We start from the raw sequence: 26,460 nt of genomic DNA, 5'->3' as shown, positions 1-26,460 counted from the left end.
AGCGTGACCGACCCTTTATATGATGCACTGACATCGGGACGCAGGGGACACCGCCTTGCTCCGGGCTTGGTGTGACTCCAGAACGCAGATGATGCCGGATTTCAGACATGACCGCGCCAGGCGCGGCGCCGCGAGGACCGCCAGCCGGCGCGCGGCGCTTGTCGGCTTGGGCTGTCTGGTCCTGTCGGCTTGCACCGGCAGCCAGCCAAGCCGCGAACTCGGCTTTGCCATGCCGCCGCGCTATCTGGAGGCGGCTCCCGCACCCTCCAATATCGGCCCGCATTGGTGGCGCGCCTATCGCCGGCCGGAACTGTCGCGGCTGGTGGAAAAGGCGCTCGCCGACAATCTCGATATCGCCGCGGCGGTGGCCCGCATCCGTCAGGCCGAGGCGCAGATCCTGACCTCGCGGGCGGCCCTCCTGCCGACCCTGAACGGCGGCGCCAGCGGCAGCCGGTCGCGCTCGGGCTTTTCCGGCTCGGAATCGAGCTCGTTCTCCACGACCCTGTCGACCACCTATGTGCTCGACCTGTTCGGGCGGAACCGCGCTCTGCTGGAGGGCGTGCAGGCGACCGCTCAGGCGACCCGCGTCGACAAGGATTATGTGGCGCTGATCGCCAGCGCGACGGTCGCCACGACCTATTTCCAGTTGATCACGGCGCAGGACCGGGTCGCCATCGCCGAGCGCAGCGCTGCCACCGCCGAGCGTGTGCTGAGGGCGATCCGCGCCCGCACGGCGGCCGGCACCACATCCGATCTCGAGGTCGCCCAGCAGGAGGCGCTGGCCGCCGGTCTGCGCGCGGCCATCCCCGGCCTGCGCACGCAGATCACCTCGGCGCGCAATGCGCTGGCCGTGCTGACCGGCACCGTGCCGCAGGATTTCGCCGCCGGCGGCGGCTCGATCGCGGCCCTCGCCCTGCCGGTGATCCGGCCGGGCCTGCCGTCCGACCTGCTGCTGCGCCGGCCCGACGTGAAGGAAGCCGAGATCCGGCTGGCCGCGCTGGATGCCAACATCGTTGCGGCGAGGGCGGCCTTCTATCCCTCGATCAGCCTCACCGGACAGGGCGGTTTCCAGAGCAACGCGCTGGCGATCCTGTTCAGGCCGGACTCGGCGCTCTATTCGCTGGCGGGGAGCCTGACGCAACCGATCTTTGATCCCGGCACGCTGCGCGGCAATCTCGAGCTGCAGCGCGGCCTGTTTGACGAGGCGCTTCAGGTCTATCGCAAGGCTGTGCTGACGGCGCTGTCGGACGTCTCCAACGCGCTGGAGGCGACGCGCCGGACCTCCGAGCAGGTGCGCTTCCAGACACAGGCAACCATGGCCGCCAGGCGCGCCTTCTCGATCGTCGACGGCCGCCTCAGGGAAGGCGTTGTCGATATCGTGACCCTGTTGAACACACAGACGACATTGTTCAATTCCGAAGATGCGCTGGTCCAGGCACGCTATGCGCGCGCCCAGGCCTCCGTCGCGCTGTTCCAGGCCCTTGGTGGCGGATGGACGCCGGAGACGCCACTTACCGAAGTGACTCCTGCCGGAGAGCCCGCCCTGAGACCGACGCCATGAAGCGCTCGACCGCCTTCGTCCTTCTGCTGATCGCCGGCGGCGCTGGCTGGAGCGGCTATACCTATTCGCAGACCGGCAAACTGCCCTTTGGCTATGACGTGCCGTTCATCGGTGGCCAGCAGCAGGCTGGTCCGGGTGGCACTGGCGGACCGCCCCGCGGCGGCCCCGGCGGACGGCGTGGCGGCGGCATGGGCGATCCCCCGCCCTCGGTCATCGTCCAGGCGCCGCGCGTGGTCGACGTGCCGGTCTATATCGATGCCGTTGGAACAGTCACCGCCTTGCGCACCGTGACAGTCCGCCCGCAGGCCGATGGCCGGCTCATCTCGGTCAATTTCCGCGAAGGGCAGATGGTCAAGGCCGGCGACGTGCTCGGCCGGATCGATCCGACCGTCTACCAGGCCCAACTCGACCAGGTGGTGGCGAAGAAGGCGCAGGACGAGGCGGTGCTGGCCAATGCCCGGCTCGATCTTGCCCGCTATATCCGCCTCGCCAACGACAATTCCGGCTCCAAGCAGCAGGCCGATACCCAGCGCGCGCTGGTCGCGCAGTACGAGGCGCAGGTCGCGCTCGACCAGGCGGCGATCGACAATGCCCGGGCGGTCCTCGCCTATACCACCATCGTCTCGCCGATCGACGGCCGCACCGGCCTGCGTCTGGTGGACGAGGGCAATGTCATCCAGTCGAGCTCGACCACCGGACTTGTCGTGGTGGCGCAGGTCGACCCGATCGCGGTGGCCTTCAGCGTGCCGCAGCAGCAATTGCGCGCGGTCATCGCGGCGATGGCGCGAGGCAAGCCCAAGGTCGAGATCATCAGCACGGAAAACGGCCAGGTGCAGGACACCGGCGTTCTCGACGTGATCGACAACCAGATCGACCAGACCACCGGCACGGTGAAGCTCAAGGCGTCGTTCCGCAACGATCCCGCCCATCTGTGGCCGGGCCAATATGTCTCGATCAAGCTGGAGGTGGACACGCTTGCCGGTGTCACCACGGTGCCGGGCGAGGCGGTGCAGCGCGGGCCGCAGGGGCCGTTCCTCTATGTGCTGAAGGACGAGACAACGGTCGGCGTCCGTCCGATCCAGATCGCCCGCGAAGCCGAAGGCCTGGCCGTCATCACCGGCGTCGGTCCGGCGGACCGCGTGGTCACCACCGGTTTTGCCCGATTGTCCGATGGCGCGCGGGTGCGCGTCGCCGATCCTGCCTCGGCCCCGCCACGGGGCCGGCCGCCGGGTGCGGCGACCGCGCTCGGCGATGCGCCAGCCGAAGCCCAGCCAGGAACCGCGACTGATGCTCCGGCAGCCGGCGCGCCCCGCCAGCGTCCCCCCGGCGAAGGCCGGCGTGGAGCGGGTGGAGGCGGCCCAGGCGAAGGACGTCCGGGTGGCGAGGGCAGGGGCCCGCGTGGCGGCGCACCGCCTGGCACGCCGCCGGCGGGTGGTTCACCGCCCGCCGCCTCGCCGTGAGCCGGGGCCGGTCATGAACGTCTCGGCGCCCTTCATCCACCGGCCGATCGCGACCTCGCTGCTGGCCCTGGCTTTGGTGCTGGCGGGCGTCCTCGGCTATCTCCGGCTGCCGGTCTCGTCGCTGCCGCAGGTCGAGTTCCCGACCATCCAGGTGACGACCCAGCTGCCCGGCGCCAGCCCTGACACGATCGCGGCGCTGGTGACCGCACCGCTGGAGCGCCAGCTCGGCCTGATCCCGGCGCTGGCCATGATGACCTCGTCGAGCTCGCTCGGCCTGTCGCAGGTGACGCTGCAGTTCGATCTCGACCGTGACATCGACGCGGCCGCCCAGGACGTGCAATCGGCGATCAATGCGGCGGGTTCGGCGCTGCCGCGCGGCCTGCCCTATCCCCCGACCTATGCCAAGGTGAACCCGGCGGATGCGCCGATCATCACGCTGGCCATCACCTCGCCGACCGTGCCGCTGGAACGTCTGGCCGATATTGCCGATACGCTGCTGGCGCAGCGGCTGGCCGAGATTTCCGGCGTCGGCCGCGTGTCGGTCGCCGGCAATCTGAAGCCCGCCGTGCGCATCCAGGTCGATCTCGACCGGCTCGCCGCCTATCGCATCAGCCTGGAAGATGTGCGCGCGGCGATCGTCGCAGCCAATGTGGCGGGACCCAAAGGCTCGCTCGATGGTGCGCGCCAGTCCTTCACAATTGCTGCCAACGACCAGGTGACCGCGGCGGAGGCCTACAAGACGGTCATCATCTCCTATCGCAACAACGCTCCGGTCCTGCTGGCGGATGTCGCCAATGTGGTCGACGGGCTTGAGAATGCGCGCGTCGGCGCCTGGTACCAGGGCCGGCCCGCCATCGTCATGGATATCCAGCGGCAGCCCGGCGCCAATGTCGTGAAGACCGTCGAACGGATCATGGCGGAACTGCCGCGGCTGGAACGCGCCCTGCCGAGCGGCGCGGTGCTGACCGTCGTCACCGACCGAACCGGCACGATCAAGGCGTCTATCCGCGACGTGCAGTTCACGCTCGCCCTCAGCGTCGGTCTCGTCGTGCTGGTGGTGCTGGTGTTCCTGAGATCCTGGCGGGCGACCATTGTCGCGGGCGTCGCGCTGCCGCTCTCGCTCATCGTCACCTTCGCGGTGATGTATCTGGCGGGCTTCTCGCTCGACAACCTGTCGCTGATGGCGCTGACCATCGGCACAGGCTTCGTGGTCGACGATGCCATCGTCATCATCGAGAACATCGTGCGGCGCATGGAGAAGGGCGAGGGTCCCTTCGAGGCGGCGCTGAAGGGCTCCAAGGAGATCGGCTTCACCATCGTCTCGCTAACGGTGTCGCTGGTGGCGGTGTTCATCCCGCTCCTGTTCATGAGCGGCCTGGTCGGACGGATGTTCCGCGAATTCGCGCTGACCCTGACGATTGCGGTGATTGCCTCGGCGGTGGTGTCGCTGACGCTCAGCCCGATGATGTGTTCGAGGCTCCTGAAGGCCGCGCCCGAGCCCAAGGGCGAGCGCAAGGTGACCTGGAGCGAGCGGCTGGTGCTCGCCTATGGCCGCTCGGTCGCCCGGGTGGTGGAATGGCCGGTCATGACGCTCATGGTGACGCTGGCGACGCTTGCGATCACCATCTGGTTCTATGTCGTCATGCCCAAGGGCTTCCTGCCGCCGCAGGATACCGGGGTGCTGACCGCGACCCTCCAGGCCGGACCGACCACCTCGTTCCCAGAGCTGAGGCGTCTGCAAGAGGAGGCCTCGAGCCTGTTCCGCGCCGATCCGCAGGTCGCCGGCGTGGTGTCGGTCGCGGGCGCTGCCGCCTCCAATCCCACCACCAACATGGCGCGGATGCAGATCGTGCTCCGCCCGCGCGACGACCGCGCCGAGACGGCGGGCGAAATCGCCGAGCGGCTGCAGGCGATCGCCGTCGACAAGCTCACGGGTCTCGTGGTGATTGTCCGTGCGGTCTCCGACATCCAGATCGGCACGACCCAGAGCCGGGCGGCTTTCCAATACACGCTGGTCGGCGCCTCGCGGCCGGATGTGGTGCTGTGGGCGACCAGGCTTGCCGAGCGGGTGGAGACCGAGCCCGGCTTCCGCAATGTCTCCGCGGAAATCCAGGAGGGTGGCGGCCGGGTCAATATCCGCATCGACCGCGAGGCGGCCTCACGGCTCGGCGTGTCGATCCAGGCGATCGACGACACGCTCTATGATGCCTATGGCCAGCGGCAGATTTCGACCATCTATGCCCAGACCAACCAGTATCGCGTGATCCTGGAGGCCGAGCCGCGCCAGGCGATGGATCCGGCCTCGCTGTCGAAGCTCTATGTCCCGGCGGTCAATCCGGCGACATCGGTGACCCAGCCGATCCCGCTCATGTCGGTTGCCCGTGTCGAACGCGGCACGGCGCCGCTGATCCTGCAGAACCAGGAGCAGTTCCCGTCCGTCACGCTGAGCTTCGATCTGGCCAGCGGTACGTCGCTCGGCGATGCGGTCGCGGCGATTTCCATGATCCGGACCGAACTGGGCGTGCCGGATTCGGTGTCGGGCGCCTTCGCCGGCGAGGCGCAGGAATTCGCCCGCTCGCTCGCCGGTCAGCCCTGGCTGATCCTCGCCGCCGTGGTGGTGATCTATATCGTGCTGGGCGTGCTCTACGAGAGCTACATCCACCCGATCACCATTCTATCGACATTGCCGTCAGCCGGCATCGGCGCGCTGCTGGCGCTCAAGCTGACCGGGCAGGACCTGTCGCTGGTGGCCCTCATCGGCATCGTGCTGCTGATGGGCATCGTGAAGAAGAACGCGATCATGATGATCGACTTCGCGCTCGATGCCGAGCGCGAGCGCGGGCTCGACCCCAAGGCGGCGATCATCGAGGCCTGCGTGCTGCGCTTCCGCCCGATCATGATGACGACGCTCGCCGCCCTGTTCGGCGCGCTGCCGCTGGCGCTGCACCATGGCACGGGATCGGAGCTGCGCATTCCGCTGGGCGTCACCATCATCGGCGGCCTGCTGCTCAGCCAGTTGCTCACGCTCTACACCACGCCGGTGGTCTATCTGGAGCTGGAGCGCCTGCGCCTGTGGCTGCGCCGCAAGACCGGACATGGTCCGGTGGCGGCTGTGCCGAAGCCGGGGGAATGAGGCGATGAGCTTCTCGACCCCGTTCATCCTGAGGCCCGTCGCGACCAGCCTGCTGGCGCTCGGCCTCCTGATGGCGGGCTTCGTCGCCTATGTCTTCCTGCCGGTATCCAGCCTGCCGACGGTCGACATGCCGACCATCCGGGTCTCGGCCTCCAGGCCCGGCGCCGATCCGGCGATCATGGCGGCGACCGTGGCCGCGCCGCTGGAGCGGCGGCTCGGCGAAATCGCCGGCGTCACCGAGATCACCTCGTCGAGTTCACTCGGCTCGACCTCGATCATCGTGCAGTTCGATCTCACGCGGAACATCGACAGCGCGGCGCGCGACGTGCAGGCGGCGCTGAACGCTGCGGCGAGCGACATGCCCTCCGACCTGCCGACGCTGCCGACCTTCCGCAAGTTCAATCCCTCGGCGGCGCCGATCCTGATCCTGGCGCTGACCTCGGAAACGCTGACCACCAGCGCGCTCTATGACGTCGCCGACAGCGTGCTCGCCCAGCGGATCTCGCAGATCGATGGCGTCGCCGAGGCGACCGTCACCGGCGCCGAACAGCCGGCGATCCGCATCCGCGTCGATCCCGGCCTGCTGGCCTCGGTCGGCCTCGGCATCGATGCGGTGCGCACCGCGGTGGTCAATGCCAACACGCTGGCTCCGGTCGGCGCGCTGGAGGGCGAGCGGACGTCCAATACGCTGGCGGTCAACGACCAGCTGACCCGCGTCGAGGATTACCGCGCGCTGGTGCTGCGCGCGTCCAATGGCGACGTGATCCGGCTCGGCGCCATTGCCGATGTGCGCAATTCGACGCGCAACAGCCGCGCCGCCGGCTGGTACAACAGCAAGCCCTCGGTGCAGATCCTGATCACCAAACAGGCCAATGCCAATGTGATCGAGACGGTCGACCGGGTGAAGGCGTTGCTGCCGCAGCTGGAACGCTGGATGCCGGCGGGCATCGCGGTGTCGATCCTCAACGACCGCTCCACCACGATCCGCGCCAGTGTCGAGGAGCTCTACCGCACGCTGCTGATCTCCATCGTGCTGGTCATGGTGGTGGTGCTGGTCTTCATGCGGCGCGTCGGCGCGACGATCGCGGCCGGCGTCACCGTGCCCTTGTCGCTGGCCGGCGCCTTCGTGCTGATGTGGATGGCGAAATTCTCCATCGATATCCTGTCGTTGATGGCGATCATCGTGGCGGTCGGCTTCGTGGTCGACGACGCCATCGTGATGATCGAGAACGTCGACCGCCACGTGGCGATGGGCATGCCGCCGGAGGCCGCGGCGCTGGCGGGTGCCAAGCAGATCGGCTTCACGGTCATGTCGATCTCCATCTCGCTGGTGGCGGCCTTCATCCCGCTTCTGTTCATGCCCGGCGTGATCGGCCGGTTCTTTGCCGAATTCGCCTGGACCATGGTCTTCGCCATCGCCTTTTCGGCGCTGGTGTCGCTCACCGTGACACCGGCGATCATGGCGCGCATGCGGGCTCGGCCGGCGAAGGGCCCGACCTTCATCGGCCGCGCCATCGACGCGGTGCTCGACGGCCTGATGCGCGCCTATCTGCGCTCGCTGAAGCCCGCCCTCAACCGCCCGGGGCTGACCAGTCTCGTCCTTGTCCTGACGGTCGCCGGCACGGTGTTCCTGTTCCAGAAACTGCCCAAGGGCTATTTCCCGCAGGACGATACCGGCCTGGTCGTGGCCTGGACGGAAGCCGCGCCGGACATCTCGTTTCCCGCCATGGTGGAATTGCAGACGCGGGTGAATGCGATCATTGCGGCGGATCCGGCGGTTGCCGGCGCGTCGTCCTCGGTTGGCGGCTCCGGCTGGGGCTCGGTCAACAATGGCCGACTGTTCATCTCGCTCAAACCCTTTGCCGAGCGGCAGATGACCTCGTTCCAGGTGATCGGGCGGTTGCGACGCCAATTGTCCAATATTCCGGGCATGCGGGTGTTCATGGTGCCGGCCCAGGACCTGCGCGTCGGCGGCCGGCAGGGCAAGTCGCAGTACCAGTTCACGCTGTGGAATGCCGATTACGAGGAATTGCAGGCCTGGGTGCAGCCCATGGTGGAAGCGGTGAGGGCGGTGCCCGGCGTCATCGACGTGACCACCGACCAGGAGCGCGGTGGCCTGCAGGCCAACCTCACCATCGACCGGGTGGCGGCCCGGCGGCTCGGCGTGTCCATCACCGCCATCGACGCCGCGCTCGCCAGCGCCTTTTCACAGCGCCAGATCTCGACGATCTACGGCCCGCGCAACCAGTACAAGGTGATCCTGGAGGTCGAGCCGCGCTTCGCCCGCTCGCCCAGCGACATCGGGCGGCTCTATGTGCCCGGCGCCAATGGCGCGCAGATCCCGATCTCGGCCGTCGTCAGCTCGCAGACGCGCGTGCAACCATTGGTGGTGAATCACCAGGGACCCTTTCCCGCGGTGACGATCACCTACAACCTGGAAGACGGCGCCAGCATCGACGAGACCTCGCGGGCCATCCGCATCGCCATCGACAACCTGCGCGCGCCACGCACGCTGCGCACCGGCTTTGCCGGCGACGCCAAGGATTTCTCCGACAATTCGGGCGGGCAGGGGTTGCTGATCATCACGGCGCTCCTGGTGATCTACATCGTGCTGGGCGTGCTCTACGAGAGCCTGATCCACCCGCTGACCATCCTGTCGACGCTGCCCTCGGCAGGGCTTGGCGCCCTGCTGGCGCTGTGGGGCGCTGGCATGGAACTGTCGATGATCGCGATGATCGGCATGATCCTGCTGATCGGTATCGTGAAGAAGAACGGCATCATGCTGGTCGATTTCGCCATCGAGGCGATGCGCGACCGTGGCCTGGATCCGCGCGAGGCGATCGTGGAGGCCTGCCGCGAGCGCTTCCGGCCGATCCTGATGACGACGCTCGCCGCCATGCTCGGGGCCGTGCCGCTGGCCTTCGGCTCGGGACCGGGCGCGGCACTGCGCCAACCGCTCGGCATCACCATCATCGGCGGCCTCGTCGTGTCGCAGGTGCTCACCCTCTACACGACACCGGCGCTCTATCTTCTGCTCGAGCGGGTCAGCCGGCGCTTCGCCCGGCGCAAGGCCGGAGCCTTGGTCGCGCCGGCCGAATGAGGCTGCGGATTCCCAGGCTCGGTGAACTGAATACAACCTGTTACACGCGTGGGCGCGGGAGAAATTGCAATCGTTTGTCATTATGACGTAGGGTCAGATAACATTTTTGTGAGTCGTGCCGTGCTTGCCGCAATCCCTTCCGAAGTTGAGGTGATGATCCACCTTGGCCTGCTCGGCGTGATCGAGCGCGTCGGGCGTTTCGGCGTCGCCTGGGAAGACCTGCGCAACGGTTCGATTGCCTGCTCGCGGGGGCTTCTGGACCTGCTCGTGCTGCGCGACGGGGCCGGTTTGCGCAGCATTGAGGATATCGAGCCGCTCGTTCACCCGGGCGATCGCGGGCAGTTCCGCACCCAGTTGGCCCCCGTCGGGCCGTCCGGCCAGTTGGCCGTGCATGGCGAGTTCCGGATCATCCGGCCTGACGGCCTGCTGCGCTGGGTCCGCATCACCTACGAGTTGAAACACGACGATGCCGGCCAGCCGCTGGATCTCGTGCATATGGTCTTCGACATTTCTGCGGCGCGTCTCGCGCAGGAGCGGGCGGGCGAGGCCATCCGCCACCAGACGGAACTGGCTCATGCGATCCACTGTGTGTTCTGGAGCATTTCTGACGGTGAGCCCAAGGCAGACCTGCCGCTCTGGTCTGAACTCACGGGGCAACAGCTCCATGAAAGCGCGGCCGATGGCTGGCTCAATGCGATCCATCCTGACGACAGGCCCGGCACTGCAAAAGTCTGGCGTCTCGCGCAGGACCGGCGCGAGGCCTATGTGGTCCGCCACCGGCTGCTCTTGCGGTCCGGCGAGTACCGCTGGTTTATCGCGCGTGGCGCCCCGGTGCTGAACGCGGATGGCAGTGTGAAGCGCTGGGTCGGCGCCTGCGTCGATGTCCACGAACTCGACGACCAGCTTGATGGGCCGGTCAGCGCAGCCAGTTCTGCCACGTTGATCGGAGGCGACCACCTGAGGGCCGCGCGCGGCCTGCTCAATTGGTCGGTTCGCGAACTGGCTTCCCGCGCCGGCGTCACACCGGCGGTGGTGAGGCGGATGGAGGAAGCCCGTCAGCTGGATTCGAGCGATGCGGCCTGGACATCCGTCAGGACGGCGGTTGAATCAGGTGGGGCTGCCTTCGTGGCAATGCCGGACGCCAGTGTTGCCGTGACCAAGAAGGCGCGCAAATTCCGCGCTTGAGATCCTCGCCGGCCCGCCGGATCGCGCAAATTTTGTGATTGTGATCTTCAATAGCCTTCTCGGCGCGCGAAATTTGCCCGCGCTGTGCCTGTCTTCCCTGTGACACAGATGAATTTTTGATTGACGAAATCTTTCTGGTAAACCGTCACATTCCCCAGCGTCAGTAGGGCGTGACGGAGCCAGTGGTTCCCCCCTGCTCACATCTGCCAGGGGGCCTCGATGAACGTGATTTCGTTTCCGGCTGTCATCAAAGCCCCGGAGGAAGATGGCACGCACGCCATCCTCAACGGCTTCACCCGGCTCCTGTCGGACATCCAGGCGCAGCAGGCGCGCCTCCATGCTTGCGGCTTCGATCCCGCCGTGCGCAACGCCATGATGATCGATGTCGGCACCGCCACGATCCGGCTGTTCGAGGCCAACATCAAGTTCCTGCGTGAGGTTCAGAAGGATCTGCCGCCGGTCGAGGACGACGCGCCCCTGACAGAGCTCGCCTGATCACGCAGATTCTTCACGCAGCAGGGCGAGATCCAATTCGAGCCTTGGCGCTCGTCTCGGCCTCATCAGGCAAAAATACGTAAAATTCACGTACAATTATCACAAATCAAAGCCGCATGACCCCGCCTGCGGTTGCCCTTCACATCGTTCCGCAACTCGCAAGAAGGCTGGCATGATCCGCTCGTTTCGTAACCTCGCCATTGCCCCCAAGATCTTCTCGGCCATCGGCCTGCTGGTCATGACCATGCTGACGGTCGGCGGTCTCGCTCTCTACGAATTCAACGCCATGAACAACGCGATCATCAAGATCGAAGAGGCGAACGTCCGGGTGTTCAGTGCCGGCCGGGCCACGGCCAATCTCATGGCCTATGCGCGCAATGTCGAATTCCTGCCGATCGAGATGCCGCTGTCTGACCGCGAAGCCTTCGAGAAGGGTGCCGTCGACGAGCACCGCCGGCTGATGAACCGGGTCGACCAGCTGCAGCGGGCGGCCTTGGGAGAGACAGGCCGCGCCGAGATGGACAAGATCCGGCAGCTGGTGGCGGTCTATGAGGCCGAACATCAGAAGATCAAGACGATCGCCCGGAGCGGTGATTACGATACATCCGGCAAGCTGGCCTACACGGTCGCGCCGGCGATCGAGCAGGTCAGGGCGGTCTTTCGCTCCTATGAGCAGCGCAACGAGGCCCGCATGGCGGATGGCCGCCGGGCGGCCGCCGAGTCCTATGCCCAGGCCAGGTTGAGCATGCTGATCGCCCTCGTTTTTGCTGTGCTCAGCATCGGCCTGGTTGCCTACATCGTCCTCTCGTTCGTCACCCGGCCCTTGAACGCGATGACCTCGGCCATGCTGAAGGTCGCCGGTGGCGACACCGATGTCGCGGTGCCCTCACTCGGCCAGGCCGACGAGATCGGCAAGCTGGCCGGTGCGCTGGAAACCTTCAAGGAAAACCTCGCTGAGAACCGCCGCAACGCCGCCGAACAGGATCGGGAGCGCGCGACCAAGGAGCGTCGGGCCAATGTGGTGGCCTCTGCCGTGGCCGAGTTCGAACGCTCTGTGGGCGAAGTGATCAGCACCGTGACCTCGGCATCCACCGAACTGGAGGCCGCCGCCAACACGCTGACCCACACGGCCGACAACACCCAGCAGATGGCGGGCTTCGTGGCGTCAGCCTCGGAAGAGGCCTCCAGCAATGTCCAGTCGGTTGCTGCCGCTACCGACGAGATGACCTCCTCGGTCGACGAGATCGGCCGTCAGGTGCAGGCCTCCAGCCACAAGGCCCAGGACGCCGTGCGCCAGGCCCGGGAAACCGATGTGCAGGTGACCGCGCTGCTGGATGCCGCCGGCCGCATTGGCGAGGTGGTCAAGCTGATCACCGCCGTTGCCGAGCAGACCAACCTTTTGGCGCTCAACGCCACGATCGAGGCGGCGCGCGCAGGCGAAGCCGGCAAGGGCTTCGCTGTGGTGGCATCGGAGGTCAAGCAGCTCGCCGGCCAGACCGCCAAGGCGACAGAAGCTATCACCGCGCAGATCAACTCGATGCAGGCCGCGACGCGCGAGGCAGCCGGTTCGATCAAGGCGATCGGCCAGACCATCGTGGAAGTGTCGGATATCGCCACCGCAATCGCGGCGGCGGTCGAGGAGCAGGGCGCTGCGACCCAGGAGATCGCCCGCAATGTCCAGGAGGCCGCCAAGGGCACGGCGGAGGTCGCGTCCAGCATCACGGAGGTCAACCGCGGCGCCGTCGATACCGGCTCGGCTTCGGCGCAGGTGCTGTCGGCGGCGCAGGAACTCTCCTCGCAGGGCAGCCTGCTCAAGTCGCAGGTCGATGCCTTCCTGGCGACGGTGCGGGCCGCCTGACGCAGCCCCTCCATTCCAATGCCGCAAGGAGGCCGCCGCAGGGCGGCCTTTTTGCGTCGGCTGTCGATACCGCAAAGGAAACCGCAGATGATGGCGGATTGTCTTACGTCATGAATCAAGCCGAGGGCTCTCCGGTCGGTCATGGCCTCGCATCATCGTCGGGAACGAGCATTCCTTTGCGCCAAGTGCCGTAGAGTCATTCACCAATTGTTTTCCATTTGGCTGGCTACTGATCGCATGACCGCGAACCACAGGCCCGCAACGTCCATTAGGCATCGTGCCCTTGTCGTGCTCGCGATGACCTTTGGTCTGGTCGCGCCGGCTGCCGCCGTGCTGGCGCCGCGGTCGGGGCAGCCCGTCGCCGTCATCGCCTGGTCGGCCGATCGCGGTGGCGCCGCCACCATCGCGGCCCGTGCCCAGGGCGACCTGATCGCTCCTGGCCGTACCCACCGCATCGTGGTCGCCCGGTCGACCGAACCTGATTTCGTGACGCGGCTCTATGGCGAAGGTGCGCTCCTCGTCCTTGATGCCGCCACCTTGACGGCCTGCCTGTCTCCTCTCTTCTCGTTCGCCGCGGAGTTGCGCCGATGACCAGTCTCTCCATGTCCCCGCATTCGACGCTCGATGTGCTGCGCGGCACCGTTTCCAAGGTGATGCGGCTGGTGATCGCAGGGCTGGCGCTGGTGATCATCGCCGTCGTCAATCTCAGGAGCGCTGGTTCCCCGCTGCTGGTGAGCGCGCTGGCGATCGGCGGCGCCGGGCTTGGACTTCTGGCTCTCGGCAAGGGACGCATCGACCTTGGCGCGCGCCTCGCCTCCGCGGTGACGGGTGCGGGCCTTGTGGCTGTCCTCGTTCTCGCGCTGGAGCGGTCCAGCTACCAGATGGACATGCACATGGCCTTCTTCGCGGGCCTCGCGGTCCTGGCGCTGTGGTGCTGCTGGAGGGCGGTGGTGGCCTATACGGCAGTCGTCGCGGTCCATCATCTCGGCCTCAACATGCTCTACCCCATCGCGGTCTTCCCCGATGGCGGCGACTTCGGCCGCGTCGTGATTCATGCGGTGATCCTTGTCGCCCAGGCCGCGGCTCTGTCCTGGCTCTGCCACAGCCTTGCCACGGCATTCGGGGTGTCGGACGAGGCAGTCGCGACCGCTGGCCTCGCCCAGGTCGAGATCGCAGCCGGCGCCGACAAGGAGCGCCGGGCAGCCGAGGACCAGGCGCGTCGCCAGAAGGACGTCGAGACCGCCATTGCCGGCTTCAAGGGCCGTGTCGCCGGTCTCCTGTCGGGCGTACGCTCCAGCATGGCGGAACTCGGCGGCACCTCCAGTTCGGTGCGGGCCTCGACCGCCGGCACCGTGCGCACGACCGAGGAGGCGGCGGAAGCTTCGCGTCTCGCGGTGAGCAATATCAGCGCGGTCGCTGCCGCCACGGGTCAGTTGTCGGGTTCGATCTCGGAATTTGCCACCAAGGTCGGCGAGACCGCAGCGATCGTGCGGACCGCGGCGCAGGATGCCGAGACGACCAACGGCAATATCGCGGATCTCGCAGCCGCCGCCGAGAAGATCGGCGCCGTCGTCGCCCTCATCCAGACCATTGCCGAGCAGACCAATCTGCTCGCCCTCAATGCGACCATCGAGGCGGCACGCGCCGGCGAGGCTGGCCGCGGCTTCGCGGTGGTTGCGTCGGAGGTGAAGTCGCTTGCCGTCCAGACCTCCAAGGCGACGGAGGAGATCAGTGACCAGATCAGTTCGGTTCAGGGCCTGACCCAGAATGCGGTTGGCGCCATTGCCGGCATTGCGCGCCGGATGGGCGAGATCGATCAGAACACCGCGGCGCTGGCTGCGGCCATCGAGGAGCAGAACGCGGCAACGGCCGAGATCACCCGCAGCATCGATCAGGCGGCAAGCCTTGCCGAAGGGATCGAGGCCTCCGTGCGCGACATCTCCGTCACCATGTCTGTGAATGAGCGCTCCGCCACCGCAATGACTGATACGGCTGTGCGTGTGGAGGCATCTGCCGCCGAGCTTGGCGGCGAGATCGAGGCCTTCCTCGGCAAGGTCGCCGCCTGAGGGCCATGTCGCCCGTCACATCGGGGCGCGACCATGCGGGTCGCGCCCGGAACTTCTGGCTGTGCGCCGCATGGTCCACGTGAATCCCACGAGGACCCCGCGCCATGGATGATCCCGACCAGACTGCGCCCGTGCCGCGCGATGACGGCGCCGTGCCGCCGGTCCGCCCGACCGAGCGGGAAAAGAAGGAGATGGCGACCGGCAACGGGCGCGCCGTTCCCCCGGAGCCCGCGATCGATCCGAAGAAGCTCAACGCCGCAAACGACGGCTGAGAACCTGCGCCCACGTTCGGCGCATGCGGATTGTGGTATTTGAAATGGTAGCGGGAGGGCGTTGTTGCGCAAACCGCCAACTAATTGAGTTTGATATCCCAACCAGACTGTGAGGCCCTCGTAGGCCAAAAGTTGGAGGTTAGAATGGTAGCGGGAGGATGTTCCTCCTTTGATGGCCTACTGCAAGAATTTGATATTCCAACGAATTTTGAGAACCTGAGGCGGCTTCGGTAATATCTGCAATCGCTCTCCAATTGTTGGCATGATGATCAAGCGCTTGGTGCCTTCGGCCATTATGGGCGTTCCTGCATCAGTAGGGTGTGAGCCTTTGGTGGTCCCAATGCCATCCAGATTGCATCAAGGCGCTGCTCTGTAATTGCCGGCGGCGAAGATGCCGATCTCGGCGCGGGTCGTCCGGTCGAGAATGCGCAGTGCGAGCGGCGTGCCCCAGCGTCCTGAGGCGCAGTGGACGATATCGGCCATGTCCTGGCGGAACGACTGGGACACCGACCGCCACCATGCGGCATCGACACTCAAGAACGGGCCGCGTGCGTCGCTAGACGGCTCGTCGATGACGCCGGATGTGCGGCCACGCGCGATGTTGGTGCGCGATCCCTCCCGGTCGCAGGCACGCTGGGGTGCGGCACCGGGCTGACCGGGCGCCGCCTGCGCAACCTGCGACGGCGCGGGTGCTGCCGGCGCGGGCTGAGACATGGAGGCTGCGGAGGCCGTGGCCGTCGATGAGCCGGCCGGCGCTTGCGTTGCTTCAGCCTTAACCGGAGTTGCCGACGCGCAGAAGCGCTCCCATGCGACAAGGAGCGAATCCAGTTGTGCATAGTTGGCTGAAGCAGGAGACAGGCTGCCGCTTTCGAGAGCAAGGGGACTGGTCACCGGTCTGGGTGACGAGGCGAGGATAGTGCGCGTCCCATAGGCTCCCGCGCTAGTGATCAGATCGGGACCTTGCCGCTTCACCAGAGCGGCAAGTCGCTGTAGGTCGATCGTGCTGTCCGAACTCACGCTGGTCGGAGGACCATCCTCGATTTCTCGCACGCGGATGGCAGAGCAGGACGGCGCATTCACTTCCCAGGCGCCGGGTTTGCCAGTCAGGATCATTTCTTTGACCCGGAGACGGCCTCGCCCACCTCCGAGCGAAGTGAAAGCGGACAGCTCATAGTCGTCGGGAGTGCCAAAGAAGGCCTGGGCTACCGCCACGGCTTCGGTCAGGCTGCGAGAGGTGGGATAAATCCGGAGACCGAGTGCTGCCGCCAACTTCTCGCCACGGGCGTTGATTGCCGCGGTCGCGGCGAGACTGCCACTGAGCGCTATCAGCTGTGTCCGATCGCTATCCTTGTAGGCCAAGATCCAGAGGTACAGTCCGGACGCGGTGATGCCCGGGCACTCGATGGAGAGGTGTTCGAAGTAGAGCTCATTCTCAGACAAGTGGCCGCGCAAGCGGAGCGGGCCGCAGGAGGCGCGGAAGGAGCTGATGAATCCCTTCGTCATGGTTTCAGGTGCCTCCGACGGCATCTGCTCCACCACGCTGATATTGAACACCGGCAGGTCGGGGCTTCCGGTACGGGCGATGAACACGCTAGGACTGCGCCCCGGCTCGATCTGGGTCACGCCGTCGAGCGCCTCGGCCAGGGTGCTGCGCACCCAATCAAGCAAGGCGGGGCCACCGGGCAATGGCGTCAGCTTGCCGGATCCTTGTGCGGCGGCGGGGCCTGCCAGGATGAACATTGCCAGCCAAAAGAAGAGTTTGCGCATGGATTCTCCTGCCGCTTCAAGCATCGACCATGATTTGGGTACGAGCCCTAAGGGCTCTGGATGACAGCATCCAGGCGTGAAGGCCGGGCCTTTAGGTGCCGTCGGCGAAAGCTCCGGTCCAGCGGCGGACAGATGGTCCCCCTGGCCGCTACCACGGCAGCGACACAGGCTCGGCGCAACAGGTGCGAGGCGCATTGGTCGGGGCGAAATTGGCCAGCATGAAGCCGATCGCGTTGCCCGCTGTCGCAAAGACATCCTCGCCCGTGGTGAAGGCCAGTTCATAGCGTCGGCCCTCGCTGAACAGTTCGGCGACCACCATGCGCAGCCGCGGCCGGTCGCCCATCGGCGATGTCATCGTCGCGACATAGATGTGCGTCGGGCCTGCCGGCAGTATCACCAGGGAGCGGTGTTCAAGGCTGAAATCGGCAAAGGCCGCCCTGTCGGCTGCTGCGACCTGGGCGGCGGGACCGCGCGCCGCTGCCTGAGCGCTGGCGCCGGCAGCGGCCGGCGCGATCTTCAGCGAAACCTGAAACAGCGCCCTCGAATGGTCGAGAAACAGCTCAGATCCGGAACCCTTCTGCTGGAACTCGTCCGGATAGGAAAGGCTGAAGGGCTTGTCGCGCATCAACCCGCGCACAGTCTGGATCCGCACCTCGGGGGGCGGGCTGGCGGATGCGGCTGGCGCCGCGGGCCGCGCATTGGGCGGAGTCTGAGGCGTTGCCTGAGCGATCGGGGCAGCCGCCGGCTGGCCCGTGAAGCGTCCGGTATTCGGGACCTGCCCGCCGGCCTGCGTCTGCTGTGGCCTTGGCGGGGTGACCTGGGGCTGAACCGGCTGCCCGCCGCCGCCCTGACCCTGAAGCGCGACCTGGGTCAGCGCCTGGACCATCCGCTCGCCGCGAGCAATCAGAGCCGGGCCGTTGGCGAGTGTCCCAAGCAACGTAAATCCGCCGGTTCGCTGCTGGCCGCCCGCGATGAAGAAGAACAACTGGCTTCCCGCGCCGGACGTGACGGTCGCGCAGCTCATGACGAACATCTGTCCGATCGCGTTCGGCTGGCCGTGAGGCCGGTCCACGCAGAACTCGCCAGGCTGACGGATGGCGTTGGTTGTCTGGGTAAGCACCAGGTTGGGCGCGATCGGCGGAGATTGCTCGAACCAGACCAGACTGAAGTCCGGCAGGGCCGGATCGGTGGTCGTCGCATCGAACAGCGCGACCTGTCCGGGGACGATGACGAGAGTCACGCCATTCAGGGCGGGCGCCAGCGCCCGGCGCGTGAAGTCGAGCAAAGGGCAGGGCTCGGTGCCGGCCGTGCAGAGTGGCGGCAGCGGCGGTGGGTCGAAAGAGGGCGCCTGCGCCTGCTGCGGCCGTGGCGGCACAACGGTTGCCGGCGGGGCGGCCTGAGCCTGCGGTACTGGTGGTGCGACCTGTGGCTGAACCGGCTGCCCGCCGCCGCCCTGAACCCGGAGCGCGACCTGGGTCAGCGCCTGGGCCATCCGCTCGCCGCGGGCGATCAGGGCCTTGCTTTGGTCGACCGATCCCATGATCGCGAACCCGCCGGCTCTCTGACGTCCGCTTGCGATGAAGAAGAACAGCTGCCGGCCCACGCCTGTCGCCGTGACCCGGCAGCTCAGGACGAACATCAGCCCCACTGCCGTCGGCTGGCCGTGCGGCCGGTGAGCGCAGGTCTCGCCGGGCCGCCGGATCGCCTGCAGGAAGCCTTCGACGATCTGCGAGGCTGGCATGGGCCTCGGTTCCTCAAACCAGGTGAGCACGAATGACGGCAAGGCAGGATCCCGGCTCGTTGCGCTGAACAGCGCCGGCTGCCCGCGCACGATCGACAGGACGACACCGTCAAGGGCCGGCGCAAGCGCCTGGCGCGTGAAGTCGAGCATCGGACAGGGTTCGGTACCCGACGCGCAGTTTTGCGGCAGCGTCGGCGGGTCGAAGGAGGGCACCTGCGCGAAAGCCGGGGCGGCCGCGACCAAGAGGGCGAGAACGAACGGGGGCAGTCGCATGCCTAACTCTCCGAGCGCGAATTCACGCAAGCTAACGTGATGGAAGGTCGACGGATGCTTCGAAACGGTCTGGACCAGAGCAAAAGCCGATCAACAGGCTCGTGGGATTCCCGGCCGCCTCTGGGCATGATTCCAATTCCCGGAGGCGAGCGCTCCGATGGGCCGATACGACCTTGCTGAGACGCAACGGCCGAGGCGCTAACCGCCTCTGGATGACACTTCAGTGGCAGATCAGTTCGAGTTCTAGAACTAAGGACGCGTTCTACTTGCGTATGTTCCCGGTGCCGTAAGCATCTAGCTGCGTTGGCAAAACTCAAAAATCGCCAACAAATGCCTGGTGACGTCGTCCCGACAGCGTGATTCACTCTTCAGAGGCGCGTGATTCTGCGAATTGCAGCCATTGCGTCCCGACAAGATGCGTCGAGCCTGGCGATGCGTTCCCGGAACCGCTGCTCGGCTTCGGCTATCGAAGCAAGCTGAACTTCGTAGGTTTGACCTGCCGCCGCAGCTTCAGCCGTCAAGCCAGCTCTGCAAGCCGGGGAGCGCACCCGTGCCGCAATGCGGTTCAAGATTGGAATGGCCGATCTCCCCGATCGGCACAACGCTCTGAAATTGTTGAAGTAGGTGCGTCTTTCCGATTCCGACATGGCTCTGAGCTGCTCGGCCGTGGCTGGCGTGAAGCGGAGAGTCAAGGCGTTGGTATTGGCGTTGAATCGGTCCAGCTGCTCGAATGTTCTGTCGAGTGAGCGCATGCACGCCGCGGGTGTCTCGGCCCGTGCGGGAGATGGAACGCAGACCAGGATGCCGAGGCCCAGCATGGTCAGTGCCAGGCCCCGATGAGGCTCCATCATCGGCGCAAGGTGCCCGAGGCGTTCGAAACCATTCCACCGCCGTGGTCGGAGACGATTCTGCCGCGATTGTTGCTGATCAGATTGCCCCCGTTTGTGCTGATGAACCTGTTGCCTGTCGTCGGCTGAACAACGATGCGAGGTTGCTGCGGGGCAAACGTTGGAGCCGATGTGCGCGGCGCGGCGTAGCCTGGAGCGCCCGGCATGCGGCGGGGATTGTTGTCCCAGGGCGCACAACCGGAAACCCAAACATTGACATAACCGCCGCAACCCGCCGCCTCAGCAGGCCGGGATGCAGTTGCGGAAAGCATGACGATACCAAGGAGGGCCGAGGCCGCTATCAGTTTCATGGTCTTACCTTTCAGTCTTTTCAGCGCCAGGGGCCGCCGTTGGAGACCACGCCGCCGCGGTTGTTGCTGATGAGCCCACCGCGGTTGTTGCTGATCAGGCCGCCGCCCTGGTCCGAAATGAACCTGTTGCCGACCCCTGGCTGGACGATGCGCTGCTGCGGCGGTGCAAAAACCGGAGTTGCTATGCGGGGAGGCGTTGCGCGGGGAGGCGCGTAGCCTGGAGCGCCCGGCATACGGCGGGGATTGTTGTCCCAAGGCGCGCAGCCGGAAACCCAGACGTTCACATAGCCTCCGCAACCCGCTGCGCTCGCAGGCGAGGCGGTCATCGAAACGGCCAACCCTGCGCAAAGTCCGGCAATCACAACTGCAGCTCTCATGGGAATCTCCTTCTTATAATGCTCAGTGAGCCATATAAGAATGACTAACGCAAGGGAAAGAACGCGGGCGACTGCAACTTCGCAGGCTGGTCTTCGGGTCTCATCCGCTCCGGCATCAGGCGCTCCGCACCTTGCAGGGGGATTCTGCCTCCGCTGCTCAGCCGCGTGAGAGGGCCATCCAAGCCGATGGGGCGAACTCAGGACGGACCACAACCAGAACGGTGGCACCACTTCTCAGGACGTCGCACCATAAAGGGACCAGTGAGCAATTCACTTGGTGATTCCCATGTTTGGTGCTTCACTCTCGATGACTGCGTTCGCGGCGAGAGGAGATGGTTCTGTCGATTGAAGGCTGGGCAGGCCGTTTGCCTGGATTATCTGGCCAGCGCGGCCGCAGGAGAGCCCGGCGTCCGGCCTGGCGTCGATCTGTTTGCGATGGTTTTGCGGCGCTCCTGTTCGCACTTGTCGCAATGGCGTTCGCCACACAGGCCAATGGGTCCGAATACCGGCGATTTGTGGGGCCGCTGGCAGATCATCTGATTGACCCAACAGGGCAGATGACCATTGGCGAGGCGTCTCGCGATGCAGATGCGTTCGTCAGGGCCGATGGCAGAAACGCGGCAAATTACGGTCCGTCTCCAACCGGGTCTGCGGCTGTTTGGCTCCGGCTGGTCGTGCCATCCATCGTCAACGACCGGACTGGTGACCAGGCCTTGGCGTTGCGCGAACCGCGCGCCCGGACGATGACTGTCTATATCCCGACGGGCGAGGGATGGCACTCTCTGGAGTGGCGCATTGGAGCGGGATCGCCAACCACGGATCTCGCTACGCGCTATCCCGTGATCATCGTCCCGGGCAAAGAGATCGCCGGGAAAACCATTTATGTGCGTTTTCAGACCCCCTCATCGATGCGGGCATCGTTGTGGCTGCATAGCGATTTCGATTTCCTGAGCAGCTACGCCTTTGAGAACCTGCTGTTCGGGATCGCTTTCGGCATGCTGGCGGGCTTGACCATATATCTGGCTTCAGCGGCGTTGGCTGCCCGAGATCCTGTGTCCGCCGTTCTGGCCACGCTGGTTCTGAGCTACCTCTGCTACGTCCTGGGCGACCAGGCATTTGTCGGCTCGATCATCGCGCCCGGAGCTCTCGTGGCGGCGCGCCTGATGTCTCTGGGCGGAACGTTCCTGATCTTCGGTACGATGCTGGTCTATGCGCCTCTCTTTCTACGGACAAGCCGACACTATCCGCGCGTCGCTCGACTGGTGGGATGGGCCGCCGGGGCAATGTTCCTGACGTCGATTGCCGCGATGATTTCGGTTGTCGTCGAGGCTCAGTCTTTCCGTCAGTTTGTGGCGCCAATCGGAATGTGCGCCATCGTTTGCTACTTCTTCCTCGTCGCCACTGCGGTTCCAAGGGAGCCTCGCCGTGCATTGGTCTTTCTGATTTGCTGGAGTCCGACGTTTATGGGCGCAGTGCTCAGGATGCTTCACGATATCATCCCCTCCATTGGAGCGGATCCTACCGCCATCAATATTACCTACTTTGCGTCCTGCACTTCTCTGCTGTTGTCGGGAATTGCCAATGCAATTGACCTTCAGAGCCGCGAACGTGCGGCGCGCCGTGCTGCCGAGGATGGCGCCAATCGGTTGCGGACTTTTGCCGAAAGTGCATCTGACAGCTTTTGGGAATGCGATGCGTCTGGCGTCGTCACCTTCGCCTCCGGCCCGACCTGCACAAGAATCGGTCTGGTCCCCGGCGTTCGGCTTGGCGATCTTCTTGCCCATGAGCAATCAGGGGGCGATTCCGACGCGAGAGCTGCGCTGGCTGCCAGCCTCTCCAATCGGGCCGAGTTTCGCGCCTCTACGACCCTGCGCCTTGATCCAGGCCGTCTGGACTATCGTTTGATCCGCTTTCGCGCTCGACCGGTGGCCGGTTCACTTGGTCTTTGCGGTATCGTTTCGGACATGACTGAGGAAGTCGCGGCCGAAGAGCGAGTGGCTCAGCAACGCAAGATGGCGGCTATCGGCCAATTGGCGGGCGGCGTCGCTCACGAGATCAACAATCTGCTTCACCCCATCGTCAACCTCTCGCGGCGCGTTGCGCGGGCAATCCCGGTGAATGATGAACGAAGGCGGCTGCTGGATATCGTCTCGGATTCGGGAGCTCGGGCAACGGCGATCGTGGCCGGGTTGCTCACAAGCGTGAGACCCACGCCTGGCGATTCCAGGGCGCATTTGGACAAGGCCTTGTCGGCCGCTATTCGCAATCTGCGCACCATGCTTCCGGAGCAGGTTATTCTCAGCTTCGAAAATTATGCGGAACCTGGCCCTTTGGTCGATGCCAACGAGGCATTCCAAGTTTTGGCCAATCTTGTCGCAAATTCAATTTATGCTACTCGAGGTGGTGGTCGGATCGATGTTCGGTTTACCGGCTCGGCTGCCGTAGGGTTCACACTCTCGGTCGAGGATGATGGTGAGGGCATGGACGAGAATACGCGCCTTCGCGCGATGGAACCGTTCTTTACCACCAAGAAGCCGGGCCAAGGCACCGGACTTGGCCTGCCTATTGTCTACGGCATTGCCCGATCCTGGAACGCGGCAATCGATATCCAGTCGGAACCTGGTGTCGGAACCCGCATAACCGTCGTCATTCCCAGTGTCACTCTGCGCAACACGGAAACCGCCCATGTCAATCAAGGCTGAGATTCTGGTCGTCGATGATGTTGAAGCGGTGCGTGCATCACTGTTCGAGGCGCTTTCCGCCGCGGGCTATGCGCCGACATGTGTAGGCTCGGGAAGCGATGCGCTTGCGGCGCTTGCCCACAAGAGGTTCGCTGTCGCCGTGACTGACATCTGGATGGCAGACATCGACGGTCTCAAGCTGATCAAAATGATACGAGAAAGCAATCGCGATCTCCCCATCCTGGCCATGACAGGAGGTGGTCCGCGCCTAACGATAGAAACCGCAGGCTCCCTCGCCGAGGTTTGGGGCGCCGAGCGTGTCTTCGTGAAACCCTTCGACGAAGACCTTCTCATCCAGACGATCGACGCAATTGTAGCCAAGCAACCGCATTAGCTCGGACGCGTCATTCCGCTTCGAGATCTGGCCCGACTTTCGACTGAAGGGCCATCAAGACGCGCTCCAGAGCCTTTGCAAGGGCTTCACGCTCGGCGTCATCCGACATCGCCAGTGCATCGACCACGCTCACCAGCGGATCCTGCTCCAGAATCAACCGACCTTCGTCCGAGACCTCGAGAAGTTCGGCTCGTCCCTTTCCGGCGGAGCCGGCCTTGCGCAGCAAGCCCTTGGAGATGAGCGTCCGGACAGTACGGGACACTGGGCCGAACGCCATTCCCTGAAAGCGAGCAAGGCTCATCGCCGTGCATTGTGGGCGATCGGCTGTCGAGAAATAGCGCAGCGCGGTCCATTGAGCGGGGAACAGGCCGTGGCTATGGCCGGACGAGTGCAGCGCACGGGTCGATTGCTCGAAGAGACGCGCTAATACGTCAGTTCTGATCGATTTTGGCGCCATGGTGTTTGAAGTTCGCGATATCCCACCGCCGAATCATGCGGCTTCTCTCAGTTTGCGACAATGCACAAGACAGCCTCCTCTGTCACTGAGAGGCCGCCGCAGGAGGTAAACGACACTTGACATGCTCACTGAGCAATTTTAGAAATTGTTCAGTTTTGTTCATGTCTGGAGAGTCACGATGCGAGCAGCAGCCAGCGTTTCATTCTTTGTTACTGCCCTTACGGCAGGAAGTGCCCTTTTCGTATCGTCACCTGCCCAGGCTGCGGGCTGCGGCGGCTACGTGAACGTCTGGGTCTCCGGCTGTGCTCCTTGGGATAACAATCCCCGCCGGATGCCTGGTGCGCCGGGTTACGTTGCTCCGCGTCCATCCCCTCCCGTCGGTTTGCCGCCGACACGAATCGTTCAGCCGCCGACACGAATCGTTCAGCCGCCGACACGAATCGTTCAGCCGCCTTCGCGGTTGATTGGTAATGATGGCTCAACCCTGTTGAGCCCCGGGAACCGCAATCCAGGATTGCTGAGCCCTGGAAATCGCAATCCTGGCCTGATCGGCAACGACAGTGCTGGGTTCTCTGGCAATCGTCGCTAAGGCACGCGCGAATACGCGTCCGAGGTGGGTGCCGCCGCGATTGCGCCGGCGGCATCCGCACTTCTGGCGACATCGATCGGTGGGGGCAACATCATGCATCGTGCAGTATCATTGTGCGCATTGTTGGCGGCGACGCTGACATTGTCGGCCGAGAAGAGCTTCGCCGCAGGGTGCGGTGGCTACGTGAACATGTTTGTTTCAGGCTGTGCCCCTTGGGACAACAATCCGCGCCGCATGCCCGGAGCGCCTGGTTATGTCGCGCCGCAGACGGCGCGCACGACGTTGCAGCCGGTCAGAACATCCATTGGAAGCCCCCCTCCGCGCACGATCACCCCGCCACCGAATGCCCTGATGAGCAACAACCGGAACGCTCTGATTTCGGACAGGGGCGGCGGGTTGATATCGGACAATGGCTTGGGGGCACGTGGCCCTCTGAGGCGCTGAAGCCGCAGCAAAGGCGCTCATTCCACCGCAGCACCATCCGCCATCTCAAGTCAGCACCGCCGCCGAAGTGACACCAATGCTCAAGAATACAAGTGTGAACGTGAATCGGACCGCCCGACCGGCGGCATTCCCGGTCTTGGCGGGGACCTTGGGTGCAGTTATTGCGAGCCTGGTCGCCTTGGCCACGCCGGCGGCAGCTGCTGATGTGGCCATCCCGCCGGCATCGTCGGTCACGGTTTCGTCTGGCTGGACGTTGGTCTTCGACAGTGAAGCCCGCTACACGAGCTGGAGCGGTCCGCGCGGCTTTCCCAACAATTTTGCTTTGGGAACTCCGGCCCGCGGCTCGCAATTCTATGTGCCGCTTGCTTTCGCCGCGACCGGCCTGGTCGGTTCGGACGTGAAGCTGGAATTGCTCGCCCGAACCGGCTACGTCGACGCCCGCCAGAATGCAGGCGGTGGTCTGGTCGGCCATGTCTCGACGATGACAGATACGGTCGTCTCGGCGACTGCGACCTGGCTTGGAACGCCGGGCTTCCAGCCCTTCCTCGCGCTCAACGCCAATCTGCCGACCGGAAGGGCCAACCTCGCCGGTACCCAGGCCTTCGCCCGGTCCGACCCGGATCTGGTCGAAGTTCCCACATTTGGTGAGGGCTTCAATTTGGGAGCCACTCTGGGCGGTAACATACCGATCGGCCAGAATTCATTGGCAACCGTGAGCGTCAGCCACACGCACCGCGGCGCCTTTACCCGCGATCCCACTGACATTTTCGGTGGGCTCGACACCCGCATTGAACCGGGCGCATCGACGTCGGGTACCGCCCAGCTGGCCCATATCATGGGGGCCCTGCTGCTTCGTGCGGCCGTGACCTACACCTATACGAGCGCCACGCGGATCGACGGCGGCTTGGCTGTCATTCAGGGTGACGCCTTCGCTCTGACCGGTACCGCGGCCTACACGTGGAACCCGGAGCACGTGACGACGTTCACCACCGCATTCAATCACACGCGCTCGAATGCGAATTTCATCCTTGCCGTCAATCAGTTCCAGCGCGAGGCTTTCAACTCCAACAGCAATGCCTTGCGCCTTCGCCTTGACCATGCGTGGCGGATCACTCCGCAATGGACATTGGGGATGTTCGGCAGCTGGTTCCACCGTGACTCCAACGCTTATGTGCCGACCGCCTTCCAGTTCATTCCTGCGAAGACCAAATTGGCGCTCGGAGGATCTGCCCGCTATCAGGTTGCGCCGAACTCGGCGATCACCGTTCGCGCCGAACATTTCTGGGTCAATCAGGCCAGCAGGCCCGATATCGACTTCGGTGGCATCATTCCGGGCACTTCCATTCCCGCCCTTTCCTTCACAGGCTGGACGCTGTCGCTTGGCGGCAACATCACCTTCTAAGCGAGTA

18 protein-coding genes are annotated in these 26,460 nt (G+C 65.0%); 13 read left to right on the top strand and 5 right to left on the bottom strand.

Annotated features, from left to right (window positions below; translation table 11 throughout):
* Positions 1-91: 91 nt before the first annotated feature.
* From E8L99_RS23545 to E8L99_RS23895, 10 genes are all read left to right on the top strand, one after another.
* Positions 92-1,561, top strand: a complete 1,470-nt coding sequence (locus tag E8L99_RS23545; protein WP_168201818.1) for an efflux transporter outer membrane subunit — start codon at positions 92-94, stop codon at positions 1,559-1,561.
* Positions 1,558-3,021: an efflux RND transporter periplasmic adaptor subunit gene (locus tag E8L99_RS23540; RefSeq protein ID WP_252511206.1), complete on the top strand. Its 1,464-nt coding sequence runs from the start codon at positions 1,558-1,560 to the stop codon at positions 3,019-3,021. Before E8L99_RS23545 ends, E8L99_RS23540 begins: the two co-directional genes overlap by 4 nt.
* A gap of 13 nt (positions 3,022-3,034) precedes the next feature.
* Positions 3,035-6,154, top strand: a complete 3,120-nt coding sequence (locus tag E8L99_RS23535; protein WP_137101845.1) for an efflux RND transporter permease subunit — start codon at positions 3,035-3,037, stop codon at positions 6,152-6,154.
* A 4-nt stretch (positions 6,155-6,158) separates the two neighbouring features.
* Positions 6,159-9,254 (top strand): efflux RND transporter permease subunit, encoded by a 3,096-nt coding sequence (locus E8L99_RS23530; RefSeq protein ID WP_137101844.1) that lies wholly within the window; start codon positions 6,159-6,161, stop codon positions 9,252-9,254.
* A 48-nt stretch (positions 9,255-9,302) separates the two neighbouring features.
* Positions 9,303-10,439, top strand: a complete 1,137-nt coding sequence (locus E8L99_RS23525; protein ID WP_137101843.1) for a PAS domain-containing protein — start codon at positions 9,303-9,305, stop codon at positions 10,437-10,439.
* 219 nt (positions 10,440-10,658) lie between these two features.
* The gene (locus E8L99_RS23520; protein ID WP_137101842.1) at positions 10,659-10,934 is read left to right on the top strand and encodes a hypothetical protein; all 276 of its coding nucleotides are present in this window, start codon (positions 10,659-10,661) and stop codon (positions 10,932-10,934) included.
* A 172-nt stretch (positions 10,935-11,106) separates the two neighbouring features.
* The gene (locus tag E8L99_RS23515; RefSeq protein WP_137101841.1) at positions 11,107-12,792 is read left to right on the top strand and encodes a methyl-accepting chemotaxis protein; all 1,686 of its coding nucleotides are present in this window, start codon (positions 11,107-11,109) and stop codon (positions 12,790-12,792) included.
* 297 nt (positions 12,793-13,089) lie between these two features.
* Positions 13,090-13,383 carry a hypothetical protein gene (locus E8L99_RS23510; RefSeq protein WP_137101840.1) on the top strand — a complete coding sequence of 98 codons (294 nt, stop codon included), beginning with the start codon at positions 13,090-13,092 and terminating at the stop codon, positions 13,381-13,383.
* The gene (locus E8L99_RS23505) at positions 13,380-14,858 is read left to right on the top strand and encodes a methyl-accepting chemotaxis protein (RefSeq protein ID WP_168201817.1); all 1,479 of its coding nucleotides are present in this window, start codon (positions 13,380-13,382) and stop codon (positions 14,856-14,858) included. The genes E8L99_RS23510 and E8L99_RS23505 overlap by 4 nt, the downstream gene beginning before the upstream one ends.
* A 104-nt stretch (positions 14,859-14,962) precedes the next feature.
* Positions 14,963-15,130: a hypothetical protein gene (locus E8L99_RS23895; protein ID WP_168201816.1), complete on the top strand. Its 168-nt coding sequence runs from the start codon at positions 14,963-14,965 to the stop codon at positions 15,128-15,130.
* 357 nt (positions 15,131-15,487) lie between these two features.
* Here E8L99_RS23895 and E8L99_RS23500 read toward each other — a convergent pair whose 3' ends face one another.
* The 4 genes from E8L99_RS23500 to E8L99_RS23485 all read right to left on the bottom strand — a co-directional run bounded on the left by E8L99_RS23500 (position 15,488) and on the right by E8L99_RS23485 (position 20,486).
* Entirely contained in the window at positions 15,488-16,897 is a 1,410-nt protein-coding gene (locus tag E8L99_RS23500; protein ID WP_137101839.1) for a hypothetical protein, read from the bottom strand.
* Positions 16,898-17,045: 148 nt separating this feature from the next.
* A complete protein-coding gene (locus E8L99_RS23495) occupies positions 17,046-18,941 on the bottom strand; it encodes a hypothetical protein (RefSeq protein ID WP_137101838.1) in 1,896 nt (631 codons plus the stop codon).
* A 338-nt stretch (positions 18,942-19,279) separates the two neighbouring features.
* Entirely contained in the window at positions 19,280-19,663 is a 384-nt protein-coding gene (locus E8L99_RS23490; protein ID WP_137101837.1) for a hypothetical protein, read from the bottom strand.
* A 466-nt stretch (positions 19,664-20,129) separates the two neighbouring features.
* Positions 20,130-20,486 (bottom strand): hypothetical protein, encoded by a 357-nt coding sequence (locus E8L99_RS23485; RefSeq protein WP_137101836.1) that lies wholly within the window; start codon positions 20,484-20,486, stop codon positions 20,130-20,132.
* 332 nt (positions 20,487-20,818) lie between these two features.
* Here E8L99_RS23485 and E8L99_RS23480 point away from each other — a divergent pair, with 332 nt between their 5' ends.
* Positions 20,819-23,188, top strand: coding sequence for an ATP-binding protein (locus E8L99_RS23480; RefSeq protein ID WP_137101835.1), 2,370 nt, complete (start codon positions 20,819-20,821; stop codon positions 23,186-23,188).
* Positions 23,172-23,561, top strand: a complete 390-nt coding sequence (locus E8L99_RS23475) for a response regulator (RefSeq protein WP_137101834.1) — start codon at positions 23,172-23,174, stop codon at positions 23,559-23,561. Before E8L99_RS23480 ends, E8L99_RS23475 begins: the two co-directional genes overlap by 17 nt.
* 10 nt (positions 23,562-23,571) lie before the next feature.
* On the opposite strand, the gene E8L99_RS23470 is transcribed toward E8L99_RS23475, so the two are convergent.
* A complete protein-coding gene (locus tag E8L99_RS23470; RefSeq protein WP_137101833.1) occupies positions 23,572-24,018 on the bottom strand; it encodes a MarR family winged helix-turn-helix transcriptional regulator in 447 nt (148 codons plus the stop codon).
* Between the two features lie 1,109 nt (positions 24,019-25,127).
* Here E8L99_RS23470 and E8L99_RS23465 point away from each other — a divergent pair.
* Positions 25,128-26,453: a hypothetical protein gene (locus tag E8L99_RS23465; protein ID WP_137101832.1), complete on the top strand. Its 1,326-nt coding sequence runs from the start codon at positions 25,128-25,130 to the stop codon at positions 26,451-26,453.
* The last annotated feature ends 7 nt before the right edge of the window (positions 26,454-26,460 follow it).

It is taken from the genome of Phreatobacter aquaticus, assembly GCF_005160265.1.
Lineage (GTDB): Bacteria > Pseudomonadota > Alphaproteobacteria > Rhizobiales > Phreatobacteraceae > Phreatobacter > Phreatobacter aquaticus.
Note: the sequence above shows the minus strand (reverse complement) of the source record. Positions and strands in the feature narration are given on the sequence as shown.